This window comes from Pseudomonas sp. FDAARGOS_380 (assembly GCF_002591235.1).
GTDB lineage: Bacteria > Pseudomonadota > Gammaproteobacteria > Pseudomonadales > Pseudomonadaceae > Aquipseudomonas > Aquipseudomonas salmasensis.
On record NZ_CP023969.1, the window covers coordinates 3,647,109 to 3,666,359 of the forward strand.

The 19,251-nt window shown below is 60.4% G+C and carries 18 protein-coding genes and 1 pseudogene; 7 read left to right on the plus strand and 12 right to left on the minus strand.

Annotated elements, in window-relative coordinates; genetic code table 11:
- Nucleotides 1-52 precede the first annotated feature (52 nt).
- The 4 genes and pseudogenes from CRN80_RS17115 to CRN80_RS17130 form a co-directional block, all read right to left on the minus strand.
- Nucleotides 53-388, minus strand: coding sequence for a hypothetical protein (locus CRN80_RS17115; protein ID WP_032895768.1), 336 nt, complete (start codon nt 386-388; stop codon nt 53-55).
- A 242-nt stretch (nt 389-630) separates the two neighbouring features.
- Nucleotides 631-996, minus strand: a complete 366-nt coding sequence (locus tag CRN80_RS17120; RefSeq protein ID WP_098950656.1) for a DUF2784 domain-containing protein — start codon at nt 994-996, stop codon at nt 631-633.
- Between the two features lie 50 nt (nt 997-1,046).
- On the minus strand, nt 1,047-1,373 hold the full coding sequence (locus CRN80_RS17125) for a helix-turn-helix domain-containing protein (protein ID WP_032895771.1): 327 nt from the start codon (nt 1,371-1,373) through the stop codon (nt 1,047-1,049).
- Nucleotides 1,357-1,608 (minus strand): annotated as a pseudogene (locus tag CRN80_RS17130) (type II toxin-antitoxin system RelE/ParE family toxin); the annotation flags it as partial. The gene CRN80_RS17125 and the pseudogene CRN80_RS17130, both read right to left, overlap by 17 nt.
- Nucleotides 1,609-1,831: 223 nt before the next feature.
- On the opposite strand from CRN80_RS17130, the gene CRN80_RS17135 reads away from it, so the two are divergent.
- Entirely contained in the window at nt 1,832-2,518 is a 687-nt protein-coding gene (locus CRN80_RS17135; protein WP_098950657.1) for an HAD-IA family hydrolase, read from the plus strand.
- 131 nt (nt 2,519-2,649) lie between these two features.
- On the opposite strand, the gene CRN80_RS17140 is transcribed toward CRN80_RS17135, so the two are convergent.
- Nucleotides 2,650-3,396 (minus strand): 3-oxoacyl-ACP reductase family protein, encoded by a 747-nt coding sequence (locus tag CRN80_RS17140; protein WP_098950658.1) that lies wholly within the window; start codon nt 3,394-3,396, stop codon nt 2,650-2,652.
- A gap of 107 nt (nt 3,397-3,503) precedes the next feature.
- On the opposite strand from CRN80_RS17140, the gene CRN80_RS17145 reads away from it, so the two are divergent.
- The gene (locus tag CRN80_RS17145) at nt 3,504-4,427 is read left to right on the plus strand and encodes a LysR family transcriptional regulator (protein WP_098950659.1); all 924 of its coding nucleotides are present in this window, start codon (nt 3,504-3,506) and stop codon (nt 4,425-4,427) included.
- Nucleotides 4,428-4,532: 105 nt separating this feature from the next.
- On the opposite strand, the gene CRN80_RS17150 is transcribed toward CRN80_RS17145, so the two are convergent.
- The 3 genes from CRN80_RS17150 to CRN80_RS17160 form a co-directional block, all read right to left on the minus strand.
- The gene (locus CRN80_RS17150; protein WP_032895778.1) at nt 4,533-5,261 is read right to left on the minus strand and encodes an aspartate/glutamate racemase family protein; all 729 of its coding nucleotides are present in this window, start codon (nt 5,259-5,261) and stop codon (nt 4,533-4,535) included.
- A 13-nt stretch (nt 5,262-5,274) separates the two neighbouring features.
- Nucleotides 5,275-6,804 (minus strand): NCS1 family nucleobase:cation symporter-1, encoded by a 1,530-nt coding sequence (locus tag CRN80_RS17155; protein WP_098950660.1) that lies wholly within the window; start codon nt 6,802-6,804, stop codon nt 5,275-5,277.
- Between the two features lie 493 nt (nt 6,805-7,297).
- The gene (locus CRN80_RS17160) at nt 7,298-8,032 is read right to left on the minus strand and encodes a phosphoadenylyl-sulfate reductase (protein ID WP_032895781.1); all 735 of its coding nucleotides are present in this window, start codon (nt 8,030-8,032) and stop codon (nt 7,298-7,300) included.
- 151 nt (nt 8,033-8,183) lie between these two features.
- Between CRN80_RS17160 and thrH the strand changes: the two genes are divergently transcribed.
- Nucleotides 8,184-8,801 (plus strand): bifunctional phosphoserine phosphatase/homoserine phosphotransferase ThrH, encoded by a 618-nt coding sequence (gene thrH, locus CRN80_RS17165; protein WP_032895783.1) that lies wholly within the window; start codon nt 8,184-8,186, stop codon nt 8,799-8,801.
- Nucleotides 8,802-8,911: 110 nt separating this feature from the next.
- On the opposite strand, the gene pabB is transcribed toward thrH, so the two are convergent.
- The 4 genes from pabB to CRN80_RS17185 all read right to left on the minus strand — a co-directional run bounded on the left by pabB (nt 8,912) and on the right by CRN80_RS17185 (nt 13,416).
- Nucleotides 8,912-10,255, minus strand: coding sequence for an aminodeoxychorismate synthase component I (pabB, locus tag CRN80_RS17170; RefSeq protein ID WP_098950661.1), 1,344 nt, complete (start codon nt 10,253-10,255; stop codon nt 8,912-8,914).
- A 99-nt stretch (nt 10,256-10,354) separates the two neighbouring features.
- Nucleotides 10,355-11,341 carry an alpha-L-glutamate ligase-like protein gene (locus CRN80_RS17175; protein ID WP_003193326.1) on the minus strand — a complete coding sequence of 329 codons (987 nt, stop codon included), beginning with the start codon at nt 11,339-11,341 and terminating at the stop codon, nt 10,355-10,357.
- Nucleotides 11,341-12,873 carry an inactive transglutaminase family protein gene (locus CRN80_RS17180; RefSeq protein WP_003193324.1) on the minus strand — a complete coding sequence of 511 codons (1,533 nt, stop codon included), beginning with the start codon at nt 12,871-12,873 and terminating at the stop codon, nt 11,341-11,343. The genes CRN80_RS17175 and CRN80_RS17180 overlap by 1 nt, the downstream gene beginning before the upstream one ends.
- 18 nt (nt 12,874-12,891) lie before the next feature.
- The gene (locus tag CRN80_RS17185) at nt 12,892-13,416 is read right to left on the minus strand and encodes an ATP-dependent zinc protease (RefSeq protein ID WP_014719501.1); all 525 of its coding nucleotides are present in this window, start codon (nt 13,414-13,416) and stop codon (nt 12,892-12,894) included.
- Between the two features lie 270 nt (nt 13,417-13,686).
- On the opposite strand from CRN80_RS17185, the gene CRN80_RS17190 reads away from it, so the two are divergent.
- The 4 genes from CRN80_RS17190 (at nt 13,687) to acnD (ending at nt 19,243) form a co-directional block, all read left to right on the plus strand.
- Nucleotides 13,687-14,400 carry a GntR family transcriptional regulator gene (locus tag CRN80_RS17190; RefSeq protein ID WP_003193321.1) on the plus strand — a complete coding sequence of 238 codons (714 nt, stop codon included), beginning with the start codon at nt 13,687-13,689 and terminating at the stop codon, nt 14,398-14,400.
- Complete coding sequence (gene prpB, locus CRN80_RS17195) at nt 14,397-15,290, plus strand: methylisocitrate lyase (protein ID WP_003193320.1); 894 nt, start codon at nt 14,397-14,399, stop codon at nt 15,288-15,290. Before CRN80_RS17190 ends, prpB begins: the two co-directional genes overlap by 4 nt.
- A gap of 42 nt (nt 15,291-15,332) precedes the next feature.
- Entirely contained in the window at nt 15,333-16,460 is a 1,128-nt protein-coding gene (prpC, locus tag CRN80_RS17200) for a 2-methylcitrate synthase (RefSeq protein WP_003193317.1), read from the plus strand.
- 188 nt (nt 16,461-16,648) lie between these two features.
- Complete coding sequence (acnD, locus tag CRN80_RS17205; protein ID WP_044275119.1) at nt 16,649-19,243, plus strand: Fe/S-dependent 2-methylisocitrate dehydratase AcnD; 2,595 nt, start codon at nt 16,649-16,651, stop codon at nt 19,241-19,243.
- Nucleotides 19,244-19,251 lie beyond the last annotated feature (8 nt).

The window sequence follows — 19,251 nt, forward strand, 5'->3', positions numbered from 1 at the left end:
TGTCGTTAAAAAAGCCGCTGTCTCATACCGAGATCAAGCGGCTTTTTCACACTTACTGCGCGGTCTTCAGCTTAATCACATCACCGGAGATCTTGGTGGTGTAGCCGTTCAATACCCAGGCCCAGAACCACTTTTCCTGCACTTGGGTGTTGATCAGCGCGTCGCCGCCTTTGGCCTTGATGGCTGCATCCTGGGCGCGCACGAAGCGGTTGTTCTGGCCAATGGGGATGACGCCCAGCAGCATGATGCCGGTGGCGCTGGCTTCGCTGTGGCCGAGCACGGTGTACTGGCTGGCGTCGTATTGCTGGGTTTTCATGGCGGTGCCGGTGCAACCTGCCAGGGTGAAACCAAGTACGGCTGCTGCTACGACTTTACTGAGGTATTTCACTTATAACTCCATAGATTCAAGCTCGAGATTCAATTCTCGGGGGCGACACTCTAAGCGCTCAGCTGGCAGATTGAAATCGATCAGCGAGGCTGGGATGCAGATGGCTCAGTCTGGCGCGTGCTTTGCGGTGATCCCATCGCAGCCTCGCTGGGGCTCGACAGCTCCCACATTTGCGCTTCGGCGTGTCATAGATGCAACCACGACGGATTGAGGTGCGCTGATTCTTCACCAGCGCAACTGTCTCAAGCCTGTACGTAACGCCGGATAACCCGCCCATACACCGCGAGGTTGATCACCACCACCACGGCTCCCAGCAGCAATTGGATATTGGCAGTCAGCCCGGCGGGGTAGATCAGCGTGAGGATGTAGTGCTCGATAAACCCGCCGCCATAACCGTCCTGCCCGGCCAGTTGGCGAAACAGGTTTTCCCAACGGGTGAGTGGGCAGGGCAGGTGCAGCACCTCTACCGCGATGCCCCAGGCAACGGCGGGCAAGTGCAGCCACATTACCCTGGGCCACTTCAGGGTGAGCAGGCCGCCGAATAGCACGAACAGGATAAAGGCCAGGTGGAACAGCACGAGGCCGTCGGCGGCTAGGCGGTAGAGCATGTTTGAGCTCGATCTGAGTAAAGGAATACGTGAATTCTTGCCGGGTGACGTTATAGCTCCAGTTGACTGGCATTGATACCGAACGCCTTGGCTATCTTTTCCCGCGTGGTGCGGCGAGGTTTGCTGACCGCTTCCTGCTGGGCAAATGCCGATTGTGAAATACCCAGGCGTTGGGCGACTTCTTCCTGGGTCAAGCTCAGGTGCTCGCGCCACGCGCGGATAGGTGTTGCGCCATCCACCAGGCGGCTGACTACCGCATGGGGGATCAGGTTTGGATCTTTTTGCTGCGCCACATAGTGTTCATAGGGAATCACCACATAGGCTGGCTTGCCCTGCGTATTGTGGATGATCTGTACGGCAGTAGGTTCGCTCGTCACGTTTTTTAACCTCTTGGATGCTGACGACCTGGATGCTGCCGTCCCAGTCGAAAAGGACCCGGTAATGGCCTACCCGCAAGCGATAGCTGTGAGGATGGTTAACCAGCACCTTGACGTTGATTGCATCGGGCATGTGTTCAAGAGCGGACACGGCATCGCGTACCTGTTGCTGATGATACGAATGCAACCGAAGCAATTGTTTGACGGCTTTTCGCGTCCATTGGATTGAGTTCATGGAGGTTAATAAGTCTTTTATAAGGTTTGCAATCGGTATTTTCAGATCCGTGTCGACGGGTCATGACGTTGCCCTCTCAAACCCTAGCTGGCCGCCGTCAGCGCCGACGGTTAAAACTGTTGCGTGGTATGAATCAATGGTTGGTCCACGAAGGTTGCTTGCAGGCAACGAGGGCCGTTATTGTGCTGAATCCTTTTAGTCCTCGCCCCAAGGTTGTGTTGTGATGAATGCACCGCGTACCGCTGTCCCGATCAAGGCCGTGATTTTCGATATGGACGGGTTGTTGCTGGATACCGAAGGCATCTACACCGAAGTCACGCAGATTATTGCCGAACGCTATGGCCGTACCTACGACTGGGGCATCAAGCAGCACATCATCGGGCGGGGCGCGCAGGATTTGGCCGATTACGTGGTCAAGGCGCTGGACCTGCCGATCACGCCCGCCGAGTTTCTGGAAATACGCGAACCGCTGATGAGCGAGCGTTTTCCCAAGGCCCTGGGCATGCCCGGTGCAGAGGCGTTGGTGCGGCACTTGAAGGCGCACAATATTCCGATTGCGGTGGGCACCAGTTCATCGCGTAATTCGTTTGGCCACAAGACCACCCTGCACCGTGAATGGTTTGGCCTGTTCGACACCATCGTCACCGCCGACGACCCGGAAGTCGGCGCCGCCAAGCCCGCGCCAGATATCTTCCTCACCGCCGCGCTCCGGTTGGGTGTAGCGCCTGAGGATTGCCTGGTGTTCGAAGACTCGCCGTTCGGCGTGACGGCGGCGAAGGCTGCGCACATGACCGCCATTGCGGTGCCTGATGAGGCGATGGCTGACAGCAAGTACCAGCATGCTGACCTGATTATTCGCAAACTCGCCGACTTTGACCTGGCCGCCTACGGCTTGCCTCCCATGGCCTGACCCCGCGCGGTCAAAAATGTGGGAGCGGGCTTGCTCGCGAATGCAGGGTGTCAGTCAGTAGATTTATCAACTGACCCACCGCCTTCGCGAGCAAGCCCGCTCCCACATTTGGGTTGCGGTTCTGCAAAGAATCAGGCGCTGAAACCACCATCGATGGTCAGGCTGGCGCCCGTGATATAGCCCGCTTCCGGCCCGGCCAGATACGCCACAAAACTGGCGATCTCCTCCACATGCCCATACCGACCTACCGCCATCAACCCGATCAGGCTTTCGGCAAAATCACTGTTCGCCGGGTTCATATCGGTGTCCACCGGGCCAGGCTGCACGTTGTTGATGGTGATGCCCCGTGGCCCCAGGTCTCGTGCCAACCCCTTGGTCAACCCCACCAGCGCCGCTTTGCTCATGGCGTAGGGCCCGCCACCGCCAAAGGGCATGCGTTCGGCGTTGGTGCTGCCGATATTGATCACCCGGCCACCTTCGCCCATATGCTTGGCGGCTTCCTGGGTGGCGATAAATACGCTGCGTACGTTGATCGCCAAGGTCTGGTCGAAGTCTTCCAGCTTGAATTCCTCCAGCGGCGCGATGGCCAGCACGCCAGCGTTATTCACCAGGATATCCAGGCGTCCAAACGCCTCGACTGTAGCGTTGACCGCCGCGCGAATCGCCGTGGCATCGGCGCTGTCGGCTTTTATCGCCAGGGCTTTGCCGCCTTCGCTGATCACCTCGTTCTGCAACGCTTGGGCCTTGGCGGCCGAGCTGACGTAGGTAAAGGCAACCGCTGCGCCCTGGGCGGCGAGGCGCTTGACGATGGCGGCGCCGATGCCGCGGGAACCGCCTTGAATCAAGGCGACTTTGCCGGTGAGGTTGTGTGTGGTCATGTCGATCTCCGAGGTAGTTGATGGGGCGAGTATCGACCTCACCCGCCCAGCTCGGTAGCCCGTGGTTGCTATAGTCTGTGTAAACCAAAAGTTTAGAGTGGGGCGATATGGAAAGCTTTGGCAGTATCGAATGCTTTGTGCGCAGCGCCGAGGGTGGCAGCTTTGCCGAGGCTGCACGGCACCTGAGCCTCACGCCTGCTGCAGTGGGTAAAAGCGTTGCCAAGCTGGAGGCGCGCCTCGGTGTGCGGCTGTTCCAGCGCAGCACTCGGCGCTTGGCGCTGACCGAAGCCGGCAAGGTGTTCCTGGAGGAAGTCAGTGGCAGCCTCACCACCATTCAGAATGCGGTCGCCAACCTGGCCAGTGCCGAAGGGCGGCCGGTGGGTACGCTCAAGGTCAGCATGGGGCCGGTGTTTGGCAACCGCTACGTGGTGCCATTGCTTGGCGAATTTATGCGGCGCTTTCCGGATATCAGCCCGGACTGGCACTTCGATAACCGCCAGGTCGACCTGATCGGCCAAGGCTTCGATGCGGCCATCGGCGGCGGGTTCGAGTTGCCCCAAGGTGTGGTGGCGCGCAAGTTGACGCCGGCGCACCGGGTGCTGGTGGCGTCGCCGGATTACCTGGCGCGACGCCTTCCGGTACTGGTGCCCGAGGACCTGTCGCACTGCCTCGGCATCTTGATCCGCTCGCCGCAGACTGGCCGGGTGCGTTCGTGGCAACTGACCAATCGTGAGCGCGAGCACAGCCCTTTAGTGCTGAAACCGGCGATGACCATGAGCGACTCCGAAGCCGCGTGCTGCGCCAGTGCCCAGGGCCTTGGCATCGCGCTGGTGAGCATGCCAATGGCCGTGCCGTTCCTGGACAGCGGGGCGCTGGTGCGGGTGTTACCCAACTGGTATGTGGACGACGGCAATATTTCCATCTACTACGCCGAGCATAAGTTGCTGCCGGGCAAGACGCGGGCGTTTGTGGATTTCATTATTGAGCAGTTTACCGAGCAGAAACTGGCTCAACGGTTCAGTGCTATCTGAGCAGGGCGGTATATCGAGTTGTGGCCATCGCGGGCAAGCCCGGCTCCCACAGTGATCGCGATCCAATGTGGGAGCCGGGCTTGCCCGCGATGCAGGCGCATCGGTCTACCGCCCGAACTTACCCGGCCAGCCGATGACCTTCTTTGGTCGCGGCGTGGCGTACGTCCTGACCTTGGACGTCGACAACCCCAACCGCACCAACGACTCGGCCACCATCACCGCCGCCGTCACCCCGTCCACCACCGGCACCCCGGTGCGCTGGCGAATCTGCTCATCCAGTCCGGCCATGCCGCCGCAGCCCAGGCAGATCACCTCGGCCTTGTCGTCGCGAATGGCCAGTTCCGCCTGGCGCACGATAGCTTCCATGGCGCCCAGCGGGTCGTCTTCCAATTCCAGCACCGCCATGCCGCTGGCGCGCACCGAAGCGCAACGCTGGTAGAGGCCGGCGAGTTTCAGCCGGTCTTCAATCAGCGGCACAGTGCGGTCCAGGGTGGTCACCACCGAGTAGGCGTGCCCCAGGAACATCGCGGTACTGGCCGCCGCTTCGGTGATATCCACCACCGGTACATTGAGCAGTTCCTGCAGGCCTTCACGGCCATGCTCGCCATAGCCGGCCTGGATCACCGCATCAAAGGGCTGGTCGTAGGCCATCACCCGGTCCATCACGGCGATGGCCGCCAGGTAGCTTTCAAAATTGCCTTCCACCGATTCGGCGCCGAAGTACGGGGTGAGCCCGACAATCTCGGTGCCCGGTGACGCCACGGCCCGTGCTTGCTGGGCGATGGTTTCAGTGATGGATTCGGTGGTGTTGACGTTGACCACGAGGATACGCATGGAAAGTCCTTGTTTAGTGACTGACGTTATCGACGGCAATGCTTTCGCCGCTGACATCGGCGTAGTGCGGTTGACGCTTGGCAATCAGCAGGTACAGCAACCCCGCGATGCCTGCGCCAAACAACCAGGAAAACGGCGAGACGCTGGCAAACCCCGGCAACAGCGCCAGCAGGATGGCGATCACCGCCGCTGGAATAAACGCCGCCACCGCACGCATATTCACCCCACGGCTGTAGTAATAAATGCCTTGGGGGTCTTCGCTGTACAGTTGTGGCACATCCACCTGGCTTTTACGGATCAGCCAGTAATCGACCATGATCACCCCGTACAACGGCCCTAGCAGCGCGCCCAGGCCAGAGAGGAAGTACACGATCACCAACGGGCTGTTGTAGAGGTTCCACGGCAGGATCAGCACGGCAACGAAGGCGCTGATCAAGCCGGCGCGTCGGAAGTTCAGGTACTTGGGCGCGAGGTTGCTCAGTACAAAGGCCGGGGCGACGAAGTTGGCCATGATGTTCACCGCCACGGTAACAATCAGGAAAGCCAGGCAGCCGAGCACCAGAAAGAAGGTGTTGGGGATCGCCGCGATGATTTCGGTCGGGCTTTCGATCACCCGGCCATTGAGCTGGAACTGCCCGCCGCACAGCAGCACGGTGATGGCGGCGAACACCAGGATATTCACCGGCAGGCCCCAGAAGTTGCCGACCTGGATGGTCTTGCGGCAGGGTGAGGAACGGGCGAAGTCGCAGAAGTTGAGGATCAAGGTGCCGTAGATGGCCAGCCACAGCGCGCCGCCGGCAAAGATATTGCGCCACATCTCACCGCCACTCAGGGGCTCGCGGATCGACCAGGCAATCTGCCCGTTCGCCTGGAAGTACATCCAGCCGGCCAGTGCGGCCACGGTCAGCAGAATCACTGGCCCGGCGAAGCCTTCATAGCGACGTACCATTTCCATGCCGTAGGCGAGGATCACCAACTGCACCAGCCAGATCGCCACAAAACACGCCCAACCCAGGGTCGACAGGCCGAGAATCGAGTCGTGGTCATAATCGGCAAACCCCGGATGAATGGCCGTCAGCAGCACACGGAAAACTACCGAGGCCAGGTAGGTCTGGATACCAAACCAGGCAATTGCAATCACCGCCCGAATCAACGCCGGAATTTGCGCCCCGTGAATACCGAAACTGATGCGGCTGATAACCGGAAACGGTACACCGGTCTTCTGCCCCATGTAGCCGGACAAGTTCATGAAGAAGTACACCAGCGCCGCACCGATCCCCAGGGACAGCAATATTTGCCAGCCACCCAGGCCCAATGCATAGAGGCCGATGGCGAATGAATAGTTGGCGATGTTGTGTACGTCATTGGTCCACAACGCAAAGATGCTATAGCGCCCCCAGCGTCGGCCTTCGACCTTGGTGGGCGCCAGGTCCTTGTTGTGCAGGCGCGGGCTGAGCACCAGCGGGCCGGGGCCTGTGGCTGCAGGGTTTAATGGGGAGGAGGGCACATCCAGTGCGAGGGTGTTCGAGAGGCTTGTACGCATTCCGGCAGGCTCCAGCGCATCTGCAGCAAAGCGGCGGATGGCAAAGTGTATGTAGGTTTTGTATTGATTGTATACAAAGCGTACTTCTACCTAAGCCATATGCGTGCCAATTCTCGCTATATGAAAATCTTGGCTAATTTCGTTTTTATATAGGTTGGGAATAACTTACTGAATTACAAACGTTATAAATTGACCGTTTGAACAGGTATTTATTTTTTTGTTAATTGCAGGGCTATTTATAGACAGCGCCATGGGCGCAGAGAGATGTTACGTTTTGGTGCGTTGTACATTAAGTTGCACACAAAAATGGCACCTATGGTTACAAGGTTGTGTACAAGATTTTCCCGGCCACAAAGCAAATCTCGCTTTCTGTAGGAGCGAGCTTGCTCGCGAAAAACTTAACGACCCCGCGTTTATTCAGGAAGCACGCGTTATCGTTGACGTTTTTCGCGAGCAAGCTCGCTCCTACAGGTTTTTTGACAGCGTCAGAGGCTCAAGCCTTGCTGATGATATTCCCCGCATGCAGCCCGCATTCCTTCTGCGTGGCTTCTTCCCACCACCAGCGGCCTTCACGTTCATGCTGGCGGGGCAATACCGGCCGGGTGCAGGGCTCGCAGCCGATGCTGATGAAGCCGCGCTCATGCAGGCTGTTGTACGGCAGCTCCAGCATGCGGATGTAGCCCCAGACTTCTTCGCTGGTCATCTGCGCCAGCGGGTTGAACTTGTACAGGGTACGTTCCGGCGTGGAGAACGCCGTATCGATTTCCAGCGCCGCCACCTGGCTGCGAGTGCCGGGGCTCTGGTCGCGGCGCTGGCCGGTGGCCCAGGCACTCACACCTGCGAGTTTGCGGCGCAGCGGTTCGATCTTGCGGATGCCGCAGCATTCGCCATGGCCGTCCTTATAGAAACTGAACAGGCCTTTCTCTTTGACGAAGGGCTCCAGCTTGCTTGAGTCCGGCGAGATCAGCTCGATGTCGATCTTGTAAAACTCACGCACCTGCTCGATAAACCGGTAGGTCTCGGGGTGCAGGCGGCCAGTGTCGAGGCTGAACACCTTGACGTTCTTGTTCAGCTTCCAGGCCATGTCCACCAGCACCACATCCTCGGCACCGCTGAAGGAAATCCACAGGTCATCGCCGAACTGGCTGAACGCCAGCTTGAGAATGTCCTGGGCAGACTTGTTGGCATAAGTCGTGGCGAGTTCAACGACGTCGAAGGCTTGGTTCATCAGGACGGTTCCTACAGGTCAGTGGCGCTGAGCGCTCTCTAGGAGGGCGATGGTATCAAAATCTGTCCCGCGTTGCGGCGGCGGGCGTGAGTCGCTAGAGTTCGGCAGTCCTTTTGCTCGCTCAACTAACAACATCTAATAGGAGTGTCGTGTGGAAATTGCCTGCCTTGACCTGGAAGGGGTGCTGGTTCCGGAGATCTGGATCGCCTTCGCCGAGAAAACCGGCATTGAGTCCCTGCGGGCCACCACCCGTGACATCCCCGACTACGACGTGCTGATGCAGCAACGCCTGCGCATCCTCGACGAGCATGGGCTCAAGCTGGCCGATATCCAGGCCGTGATCGCCACACTCAAGCCGCTGGACGGCGCCATCGAGTTCGTCAACTGGCTGCGTGAGCGTTTCCAGGTGGTGATCCTGTCCGACACCTTCTACGAATTCTCCCAACCGCTGATGCGTCAGCTGGGTTTCCCGACCTTGCTTTGCCACCGCTTGATCACCGATGAGAACGACCGGGTGGTGAGCTACCAATTGCGCCAGAAAGACCCCAAGCGCCAATCGGTGCTGGCATTCAAAACCCTCTACTACCGCGTGATCGCTGCCGGTGATTCCTACAACGACACCAGCATGCTGGGTGAAGCTGACCGCGGGATTCTGTTCCATGCGCCGGAGAATGTGATTCGCGAATTCCCGCAGTTCCCGGCGGTGCATACGTTTGAAGACTTGAAGAAAGAGTTTATCAAGGCGTCGAATCGGCAGTTGAGCCTGTAAGTTATGTGGCGCGGCTGATTGCCCCATCGCAGGCAAGCCAGCTCCCACCTTTGATCGCTGCGCGGTCGAAGGTGGGAGGGGGCTTGCCCCCGATAGGGCCGGTACAGGCCCTACAAACCTTCCAATGTCTGTAACAACACCCGCACCTTCGTCAGCGACTCCTGATACTCCGCCTGCCACTCTGAATCCGCCACAATCCCACCGCCGCCCCAGCAACACACTTGCCCGTCCTTGACCAGCAAGCTGCGAATTGCGATGGAGCTGTCCATCTCGCCGCGCACGTCCAGGTACATCAGCGAGCCGCAATAGAGCCCGCGACGGGTGTGTTCAAGCTCGTCGATGATCTGCATCGCACGAATCTTCGGTGCGCCGGTGATGGAGCCGCCGGGGAAGCTGCCGGCGATCAGGTCGAGGGCGTCTTTGTCGTCGGCCAATAGGCCGGTGACGCTGCTCACCAGGTGGTGCACGTTGGGGTAGCTTTCCAGGCTGAACAGTTCCGGCACTTTCACTGAGCCTATACGGCAACTGCGGCCAAGGTCGTTGCGCAGCAGGTCAACGATCATCAGGTTTTCTGCGCGGTCCTTGGGGCTGGCGAGCAACTCAGCGGCGTTGGCGGCATCCTCTTCGGGTGTTAAACCGCGAGGGCGGGTGCCCTTGATCGGGCGGGTTTCCACTTGACGCTCGCTGATGCGCACAAAGCGTTCCGGCGACAGGCTCAGCACCGCGCCGTCATCGGGCAAACTCTGGAACCCGGAAAACGGCGTCGGGCAGGCTTCGCGCAGCGCGCAGTAGGCTGCCCACGGATCGCCGATGCACGGCGCACGAAAGCGTTGGGCAAAGTTGACCTGGTAGCAGTCGCCGGCCTGGATGTAATCCTGGATGCGAATGATGGCCTGGTGATAAGCCTCGGCGCTGAGGTCCGGGACCATGGGGCCGTGAAGCTTGAAGGTCGTCGGCGCATCGCTTTGTGCCTGACTGAACACGTTGATCAAGCGTTGCCGCTCGCTGTCGGCCAGCGCAGGGTGAAAGACCAACTGGCTGGTTTGCACCTGGTGATCGCTGACCAGCGCCCAGGCATAGAGCCCGAAACGCGCATCGGGCAGATGCAAATCGTCCACGGCCAGGTGTGAAACCTGCTCCAGGTGCCGACCAAAGTCATAGCTCAGGTAACCGATCAACCCCCCGGCAAACGGTAATTCATAGCCGTCAGGCAATGTCGCTTGACCCAACTGCGTCAGGTTCTTGCGCAAGCGTTGCAGGAAATCACCGCCACTTTCGTCCGGCCCTACCGTCAGGGTCGCTTCGGGCCAGGCACTGAGCAGGTCATACCGGCCGCGAACAGCCATCGGGCGGCCGCTGTCGAGCAGCACCGCACCAGGGGCGTGGCGAATGACCGCAAAGAACTCGGTGGGATTGGCCCGGTAGGGCAACGGGTATACGGAACAGGTCGACATGCGGGGGTGGATCAGCCAGTGGCGCGGGGGAGGGATTGTAGTCCCCTGTAGGATTTGCTCCTAGAGGGGATGTCGGGGATAGACAGTTCGAAGACCGGATCAGCCTTCCACGGGCGGTATATGCCCGAACATTTCTTGCACGAACTTCACACGCTCTTCCGGCGTTTCTGTCACCCCGGCCGCCTTGAGTTCTTCCAGTCGTGCCTCCACCGCATGGGTGCGCAACGTCAGGCCGCAGTCGTTGGCAATCTGAATGTTCAGCCCAGGCCGTGCGTTCAGCTCAAGGATCAGCGGGCCTTTTTCCTGGTCCAGCACCATGTCCACGCCGATATAGCCCAGCCCGCACAGCTCATAGCAGCCAGCGGCGAGCTTCATGAAACCGTCCCAGTTGGGCAGTTGCACGCCATCCACGGCGTTGGTGGTGTCGGGGTGCTTGGTGATGATGTTGTTCAGCCAGGTGCCGCGCAGGGTCAGGCCGGTGGCCAGGTCCACACCCACGCCAATCGCGCCCTGGTGCAGGTTGGCCTTGCCGCCGGATTGGCGGGTGGGCAAGCGCAGCATCGCCATCACCGGGTAGCCCATCAGCACGATGATGCGGATGTCTGGCACGCCTTCATAGCTGATGCTCTTGAAGATCTGGTCGGGCACCACGCGGTACTCGATCAATGCGCGGTCGCGGTGGCCGCCGAGGGAATACAGGCCGGTGAGGATGCTGGAGATCTGGTGCTCGATCTCCTCATGGCTGATGATTTTGCCGGACACCGTGCGGTAGCGCCCCTCGAACCGGTCGGCCACCACCAAAATGCCGTCACCACCGGCGCCCTGGGCGGGCTTGATCACGAAGTCGCTGCGCCCACCGATAATCTCGTCGAGCTTGTCGATTTCTTTTTCGGTGGAGATCACCCCATACATTTCCGGCACGTGGATGCCGGCCGCCAGGGCCCGTTCCTTGGTGATGATCTTGTCATCCACGATGGGGTACAGGCTGCGCTTGTTGTACTTGAGCACGTAGTCGGCATTACGCCGGTTGATGCCCATGATCCCCCGCGCTTCCAGGGCCTTCCAGGTCTTCCAGAAGCCGAACATCAAGAATCAGCCTTCAGGAACGCCTTGAAACGCACCAGCTCGGTGAGGCGGTAGCCGCGATAGCGACCCATGGCCAGCATGAAGCCCACCAGAATCAACAGGATCGCCGGGAAGGTGAACACGAAGTACACCAGCTCCGGCACGCTCATGATCAGGTGCGCCAGGGACGCGGCGAACAGCGTGCCAATCGCCACTTTCAGCGCATGGTTGGCACCACGTTCCTCCCAGGTGATCGACAGGCGTTCGATGGTCATGGTCAGGATCACCATCGGGAACAGCGCCACCGACAAGCCCCGCTCCAGCCCCAGCTTGTGGCTGAACAGGCTGATGGCGGCAATCAGCACCACCACGAAGGTCAGCACCACCGACAGCCTCGGCAGCATTTGCAGTTTCAAGTGTTCCAGGTACGACCTGAGCGACAGGCCCAGGGCCGTGATAATCGTGAACAGCACAATCCCGAAGCCCAGCTGGGTCTCGCGAAACGCCAAGGCGATCAGCACAGGGGTGAAGGTGCCCAGGGTCTGCAAGCCGATGAGGTTGCGCAGGATCAAGATCACCAGCACGCCAATCGGGATCATCACCATGATCATGAAGGTCTGCTGGGTTTGCAGCGGCAGGCCGTACAGGGAGTATTCGAGGAAGTTGGCGTCGGTGTTTTCGTCCGTCAGCTTGGCCAGGCGGATGGCGTTCATCTCGCTGTTGTTGAGGCTGAAGGTCACCATGGCTTTCTTGCCGCCATCGACGGTGATCAGGTTTTCATCGCCGGTCCACCACAGCAGGCGGTCGGCGGGCAGGCCTTGTTCGCCGGTCTCCGGGTTGAAGTACAGCCAGTCGTTGCCGTTGAAGCTGCGCAGCCACAGTTCCGGGGTTTGCGGCTGGTCGGCCACCAGGCGGATGGTATGGACTTTCTCTACCGGCACGTGGGCGATGGACAGCAGCAGCTCGACGATCTTGGCTTTGTGCGGCGTCGAGGGGTCGCCGGCCAGCAGCAACTTCACATTGTCGTCGTTGAGGTTGTTGGTGCGCTTGATGGCTTCGCTGATAAAGGTCTCGACGTCGGCCGAGTGCTGGCGGATTGGCGCCAGCAGGGCTTCGGCGGCGATCTTCTCGGGGCCTTCCACGGCGATGCTGTCGCGGAAGGTCGGGCCTTTGATCTTGACCTTCTCGCCGCTGTAGCGCTTGGTCAGCACCAGGCGGTAATACAGGGTCTGGTTGCCCTTGGCCCGACGCGCCGACCAGGTAACCTTGCGGTTGCCGTCGATGCGGTTGACGCTCACCCCGTAGTTGTTCGAGATAAAGCTTTCATTGAGGCTGACGAAGTCGCGGCTCAGGGGCGGCACGAACATCTGGATCTTGACCGGGTCTTTCGGGTTGGCGACGAACTCGACCTTGGCGTCGATGTTCCACAAGTCGTCGGTGGCATCTTCGGTGACGGGAATCCCCAGCACGAAGATCTGATAGGCGGTGACCGAAATGCCCAGCACCACCAGCAAGGTGATCAGGATTTTCAGGTGCAGGGTCAGAGAGCGCATTCGGTTTACTCGGCGGTATTAAGCGTCGGCGGCGCAGGCGGGTTTGCCTGCTGCATATTTAAGACTAGGGTCGACCAGCGCATCAAAGCGTTTCAAGGCTTCGGAGCCAATCAGCAGCGGGTATTGGAATGCGCTGCGGTCAGTCAAGTTCACTTCGATGCTGCGTAAAGCACTGCCCATGCAGATATCCAGCGCAATCACTGGGCGGGCGGTGTAGTTCTTGTCCTCATCGGGGTCGTAGTCGCCGGCGCGGCGCTTGATCTTGCTGACACGCGCCAGGGGCAGTTCGATGGGGTGGGAATGGGCGGTGTCGATGGCCAGGTAGAAGCGTACCCAGGATTCGCCATTGCGCTTGAAGCGCTTGATATCGCGGGCACTCAACGAGGCGGTCTTGGCGCCGGTGTCGAGTTTGGCCGCCACTTCCAGGTCGATACCTGCAAGCTTGGCGTATTCATTCAGGCCGTACACGGTCTTCTCGGCGCCAGCGCCAAGGCTCGGTATGCACAGCAGGCACATCACTAGTAGGTAAGGCTTGAGTCTCATAAATCCTGAGGCAGGGCAGTGCACTGTTCATTTCATGGCGACTGGCATTGCTGCGCAATCTCGGGTGCGCCCTTTCATCGTCTGATGTCAGGCAAAAGCGGCGGGCATTCTAACATGATGCTTTTTTGGCGCCAGCGCTGGCAGGCGGCCATGCCTTCGCAAGCGAATGAGGCGGTTATTAGACGATTGTCGACAATGTGTATTTATTCTTTGACTATGCGCGGCTAATTGACTAGTTTTTGCGGCATTGCTTTTCAAGGTGTCGACAATATGTTGGAGCAACTGGAAAAACCAGCGGTGGCACCGGACGATTCCCAGACCATGTCGGAGAACGTCTTCCGGCGTATCCAGGCCGCCATCGTCAAAGGCGAAATCGCCCCCGGCAGCAAGATTTCCGAGCCGGAGCTGGCGCGCACCTACGGCATCAGCCGCGGCCCTTTGCGCGAAGCGATCCATCGCCTGGAAGGCCAGCGCCTGCTGGTGCGGGTGCCTCATGTCGGCGCGCGCGTGGTGTCTTTGAGCCACGCCGAGTTGGTCGAACTGTATGAAATTCGCGAGTCCCTGGAGGGCATGGCCTGTCGCCTGGCCGCCGAGCGCATGACCGACGCGGAAATCGAAGAACTGCGCCAGGTGTTGCACACCCACGAACGGGACGCGGCGTTCCAGGCGGGTGTTGGCTATTACCAGCAGGAAGGCGACTTCGATTTTCACTACCGCATCATTCAAGGCGCCGGTAACCGCACCCTCACCCAAATGCTCTGCGGCGAGCTGTACCAATTGGTGCGCATGTACCGCATCCAGTTCTCCGCCACCCCCAATCGTCCACGCCAGGCCTTTGCCGAGCATCACCGCATTCTGGACGCGATTGCCGATCGCGACGGTGAACTGGCCGAACTGTTGATGCGCCGGCACATCGGCGCCTCCAAACGCAACATTGCCCGTCACTTCCCGGACGGTGCGCCTTCATCACGAGGTGAGTCATGAGTTCCAACAACAACAGCACTCCCGGCCAACGTTTCCGTGACGCCGTCGCCAGCGAGCAGCCCTTGCAAGTGGTGGGCGCCATCAACGCCAACCATGCGCTCTTGGCCAAGCGCGCCGGCTTCAAGGCGATTTACCTGTCAGGCGGCGGTGTAGCCGCCGGCTCCCTCGGCGTGCCAGACCTGGGCATCACCGGCCTGGATGACGTGCTCACCGACGTGCGCCGCATTACCGACGTGTGCGACCTGCCGCTGCTGGTGGACGTGGACACCGGTTTCGGCTCCTCGGCGTTCAACGTGGCGCGTACCGTCAAGTCGATGATCAAGTTCGGCGCCGCTGCCATCCATATCGAAGACCAGGTTGGCGCCAAGCGCTGCGGTCATCGCCCGAACAAAGAAATCGTGTCCCAGCAGGAGATGGTCGACCGCATCAAGGCCGCCGTGGATGCGCGTACCGATGACAGCTTCGTGATCATGGCGCGCACCGACGCCCTGGCGGTCGAGGGCCTGGAGTCTGCGCTGGAACGTGCCGCGGCGTGCATCGAGGCCGGTGCCGACATGGTGTTCCCGGAAGCCATCACTGAACTGGAGATGTACAAGCTGTTCGCCTCCCGCGTGAAGGCGCCGATCCTGGCGAACATCACCGAATTCGGCGCCACACCGCTGTACACCACCGAACAGTTGAAATCTGCGGATGTTTCCATTGTGCTGTACCCGCTCTCGGCCTTCCGTGCCATGAACAAGGCCGCCGAGAATGTCTATACCGCGATTCGTCGCGACGGTACTCAGCAGAACGTGATCGACACCATGCAAACGCGCATGGAGCTTTACGATCGCATCGACTACCACACCTTCGAGCAGAAGCTCGACGCGCTGTTCGCCGCGAAAAAATAAACCCTGTGGTTCCCTGAACAACTACAAAATTGGAGAACGAACATGGCTGAAGCTAAAGTATTGAGTGGTGCTGGCCTGCGTGGCCAGGTCGCCGGGCAGACAGCACTGTCCACCGTGGGCCAGGCCGGTGCCGGCCTGACCTACCGTGGCTACGACGTACGCGAACTGGCCGCTGACGCCCAGTTTGAAGAAGTCGCCTACCTGCTGCTGTACGGTGAATTGCCAACCCAGGCCGAACTGGACGCCTACAGCAACAAGCTGAGCAAACTGCGTGACCTGCCCCAGGCCCTGAAAGAAGTGCTCGAACGCATCCCCGCCGACGCCCACCCGATGGACGTGATGCGCACCGGTTGCTCGTTCCTGGGCAATATCGAGCCGGAGAAAGACTTCAGCGTGCAGCGCGATGTCACCGACCGCCTGCTCGCCGCGTTCCCGGCGATCATGTGCTACTGGTACCGCTTCAGTCACGACGGCCAGCGCATCGACTGCGTGACCGACGAGCCGAGCATCGGCGGCCACTTCCTGCACCTGCTGCATGGCAAGAAACCGAGCGAGCTGCACGTGAAAGTCATGAACGTGTCACTGATCCTCTACGCCGAACACGAATTCAACGCTTCGACCTTCACCGCACGGGTGTGTGCATCAACCTTGTCCGACCTGTATTCCTGCGTCACCGCCGCCATCGGCTCCCTGCGCGGCCCGCTGCACGGCGGTGCCAACGAAGCAGCGATGGAAATGATCGAGCGTTTCTCCTCGGCCCAGGAAGCGGTTGAAGGCACCCTTGGCATGTTGGCGCGCAAAGACAAGATCATGGGCTTTGGCCACGCGATCTATAAAGACAGCGATCCGCGCAACGAGGTGATCAAAGGCTGGTCGAAAAAACTCGCTGACGAAGTGGGCGACACCGTGTTGTTCCCGGTCTCCGAAGCCATCGACAAGACCATGTGGGAACAGAAAAAGCTGTTTCCCAACGCCGACTTCTACCATGCCTCGGCGTACCACTTCATGGGCATCCCGACCAAGCTGTTCACGCCGATCTTCGTGTGCTCGCGCCTGACCGGCTGGGCCGCGCACGTGTTCGAGCAGCGCGCCAACAACCGCATCATCCGTCCAAGCGCCGAGTACACCGGCGTTGAGCAGCGCAAGTTCGTGCCAATCGAACGTCGCTGAAAAACTACTATCTCGGGCTGGAAACCCGATCAAAGTGTGGGAGCGGGCTTGCTCGCGAATGCGGTGTAACAGTCGCCGAGTGTGTTGAATGACACGCCGCTTTCGCGAGCAAGCCCGCTCCCACATTTAGGTCTCATTCCAACTCTGGATCCGGCTTCTTTTGCACTTACCGTGACCGAGTCCTGACGATGAACACTGAATTTCGCAAACCGCTCCCCGGCAGCCGCCTGGATTTCTTCGACGCCCGTGCGGCTGTCGAAGCAATCACCCCCGGCGCCTACGCCACCTTGCCTTACACCTCGCGCGTCCTGGCCGAGAACCTGGTGCGCCGTTGCGACCCGGCCACCCTCGACGCGTCCCTGAGCCAACTGATCGAGCGCAAGCGCGACCTCGACTTCCCGTGGTTCCCGGCCCGCGTGGTGTGCCATGACATCCTCGGCCAGACCGCCCTGGTCGACCTCGCCGGCCTGCGTGATGCTATCGCCCAGCAAGGCGGCGACCCGGCGCAGGTCAACCCGGTGGTGCCCACCCAACTGATCGTCGACCACTCCCTGGCCGTCGAAGCCGGTGGCTTTGACCCGCAAGCGTTCGAAAAAAACCGCGCCATTGAAGACCGTCGCAACGAAGACCGTTTCCACTTTATCGAGTGGACCAAAAAGGCCTTCAAGAACGTCGATGTGATCCCGCCGGGCAACGGCATCATGCACCAGATCAACCTGGAGAAAATGTCTCCGGTGATTCAGGTGCGTGACGGTGTGGCCTTCCCGGATACCTGTGTTGGCACCGACAGCCACACGCCCCACGTGGATGCCCTGGGCGTGATCGCCATCGGCGTCGGTGGCCTGGAAGCCGAGAGCGTGATGCTCGGCCGCGCGTCGTGGATGCGCTTGCCGGAAAGCGTGGGCGTGGAACTGACCGGCAAGCTGCAACCGGGCATCACCGCCACTGATATGGTGCTGGCGCTCACCGAGTTCCTGCGTCAGCAGAAAGTTGTTGGCGCCTGGCTGGAGTTCTTCGGCGAAGGGGCTGCGGCACTCACCTTGGGTGACCGTGCGACTATCTCCAACATGGCCCCGGAGTACGGCGCCACCGCCGCGATGTTCTACATCGACGCGCAAACCATCGCTTACCTCAAACTCACCGGCCGCGAAGACGAGCAGGTCGCTCTGGTCGAGCAATACGCCCGTCACACCGGCCTGTGGGCCGACGACCTGAAAGGCGCGCGGTACGAGCGCAGCCTGAGCTTTGACCTCTCCAGCGTCGTGCGCAACATGGCCGGCCCGAGCAACCCCCATGCCCGCCTGGCCACCCGCGACCTGGCGTCAAAAGGCATTGCCGGCCAATGGGATGACGTGCCGGGGCAAATGCCCGACGGCGCGGTGATCATCGCTGCCATCACCAGTTGCACCAACACCAGCAACCCGCGCAACGTGATCGCCGCCGGCCTGTTGGCACGCAACGCCAACAAGCTGGGGCTGACCCGCAAGCCGTGGGTCAAGTCGTCCCTGGCGCCAGGCTCGAAAACCGTGGCCATGTACCTGGAAGAAGCGGGACTTGGCCATGAGCTGGAAAAACTCGGTTTTGGCGTGGTGGCCTTTGCCTGCACCACCTGCAACGGCATGTCGGGCGCGCTCGACCCGGTGATCCAGCAAGAGATCATCGACCGCGACCTGTACGCCACCGCAGTGTTGTCGGGTAACCGCAACTTTGACGGGCGCATTCACCCTTACGCCAAGCAAGCCTTCCTGGCGTCGCCGCCGCTGGTGGTGGCCTATGCGATTGCCGGCACCATCCGTTTCGACATCGAGAAGGACGTGCTCGGCCTGGACGCCGACGGCAAGGAAATCCGCCTGCAGGACATCTGGCCGAGCGATGAAGAGATCGACGCGGTGGTCAAGGCTTCGGTAAAACCCGAGCAATTCCGTGCGGTGTATATCCCGATGTTCGCCATCCACGAAGACACCGGGCCCAAGGTCACGCCGCTGTACGACTGGCGCCCACAAAGCACCTATATCCGCCGCCCGCCGTACTGGGAAGGGGCGCTGGCCGGAGCACGACCGCTCAAGGGCATGCGCCCGCTGGCGGTGCTGCCGGACAACATCACCACCGACCACTTGTCGCCGTCCAACGCGATCATGCTCGACAGCGCTGCCGGTGAATACCTGGCGAAAATGGGCTTGCCGGAAGTCGACTTCAACTCCTACGCCACCCACAGGGGTGACCATCTGACGGCGCAGCGCGCCACCTTCGCCAACCCGAAACTGTTCAACGAAATGGTGCAGGAAAACGGCAAGGTCAAGCAGGGCTCTCTTGCGCGTATCGAGCCGGAAGGCAAAGTCACGCGGATGTGGGAAGCGATTGAAACCTACATGGAGCGCAAACAGCCGCTGATCATCATCGCTGGCGCCGACTATGGCCAGGGTTCGTCCCGCGACTGGGCGGCCAAGGGCGTACGCCTGGCCGGTGTGGAAGCGATTGCCGCTGAAGGCTTCGAGCGCATCCACCGCACCAACCTGGTGGGCATGGGCGTGTTGCCTCTGGAGTTTCTGCCAGGCACCGACCGCCACACCCTCAAGATCGACGGCAGTGAAACCTATGACGTGGTCGGCGAGCGTACCCCGCGTGCGCAACTGACCTTGGTGATCAACCGCAAGAATGGCGAACGTGTCGAGGTGCCGGTGACGTGCCGCCTGGACACCGCCGAGGAAGTGTCGATCTACGAGGCGGGTGGCGTGTTGCAACGTTTCGCCCAGGACTTCCTGGAATCAAAGGCGACCGCCTGAAGAGGATA

What these genes read in the sequence shown, in the direction of transcription:
- CRN80_RS17135 (WP_098950657.1), top strand. Translation starts at nt 1,832, where the DNA reads ATGAATGCACCGCGTACCGCTGTCCCGATCAAGGCCGTGATTTTCGAT.
- CRN80_RS17120 (WP_098950656.1), bottom strand. Translation starts at nt 996, where the DNA reads ATGCTCTACCGCCTAGCCGCCGACGGCCTCGTGCTGTTCCACCTGGCC.
- CRN80_RS17150 (WP_032895778.1), bottom strand. Translation starts at nt 5,261, where the DNA reads ATGCGTATCCTCGTGGTCAACGTCAACACCACCGAATCCATCACTGAA.
- prpB (WP_003193320.1), top strand. Translation starts at nt 14,397, where the DNA reads ATGAGTTCCAACAACAACAGCACTCCCGGCCAACGTTTCCGTGACGCC.
- CRN80_RS17180 (WP_003193324.1), bottom strand. Translation starts at nt 12,873, where the DNA reads ATGCGCTCTCTGACCCTGCACCTGAAAATCCTGATCACCTTGCTGGTG.
- CRN80_RS17160 (WP_032895781.1), bottom strand. Translation starts at nt 8,032, where the DNA reads ATGAACCAAGCCTTCGACGTCGTTGAACTCGCCACGACTTATGCCAAC.
- CRN80_RS17140 (WP_098950658.1), bottom strand. Translation starts at nt 3,396, where the DNA reads ATGACCACACACAACCTCACCGGCAAAGTCGCCTTGATTCAAGGCGGT.
- CRN80_RS17145 (WP_098950659.1), top strand. Translation starts at nt 3,504, where the DNA reads ATGGAAAGCTTTGGCAGTATCGAATGCTTTGTGCGCAGCGCCGAGGGT.
- CRN80_RS17190 (WP_003193321.1), top strand. Translation starts at nt 13,687, where the DNA reads ATGTTGGAGCAACTGGAAAAACCAGCGGTGGCACCGGACGATTCCCAG.
- prpC (WP_003193317.1), top strand. Translation starts at nt 15,333, where the DNA reads ATGGCTGAAGCTAAAGTATTGAGTGGTGCTGGCCTGCGTGGCCAGGTC.
- CRN80_RS17185 (WP_014719501.1), bottom strand. Translation starts at nt 13,416, where the DNA reads ATGAGACTCAAGCCTTACCTACTAGTGATGTGCCTGCTGTGCATACCG.
- acnD (WP_044275119.1), top strand. Translation starts at nt 16,649, where the DNA reads ATGAACACTGAATTTCGCAAACCGCTCCCCGGCAGCCGCCTGGATTTC.
- CRN80_RS17155 (WP_098950660.1), bottom strand. Translation starts at nt 6,804, where the DNA reads ATGCGTACAAGCCTCTCGAACACCCTCGCACTGGATGTGCCCTCCTCC.
- CRN80_RS17175 (WP_003193326.1), bottom strand. Translation starts at nt 11,341, where the DNA reads ATGTTCGGCTTCTGGAAGACCTGGAAGGCCCTGGAAGCGCGGGGGATC.
- pabB (WP_098950661.1), bottom strand. Translation starts at nt 10,255, where the DNA reads ATGTCGACCTGTTCCGTATACCCGTTGCCCTACCGGGCCAATCCCACC.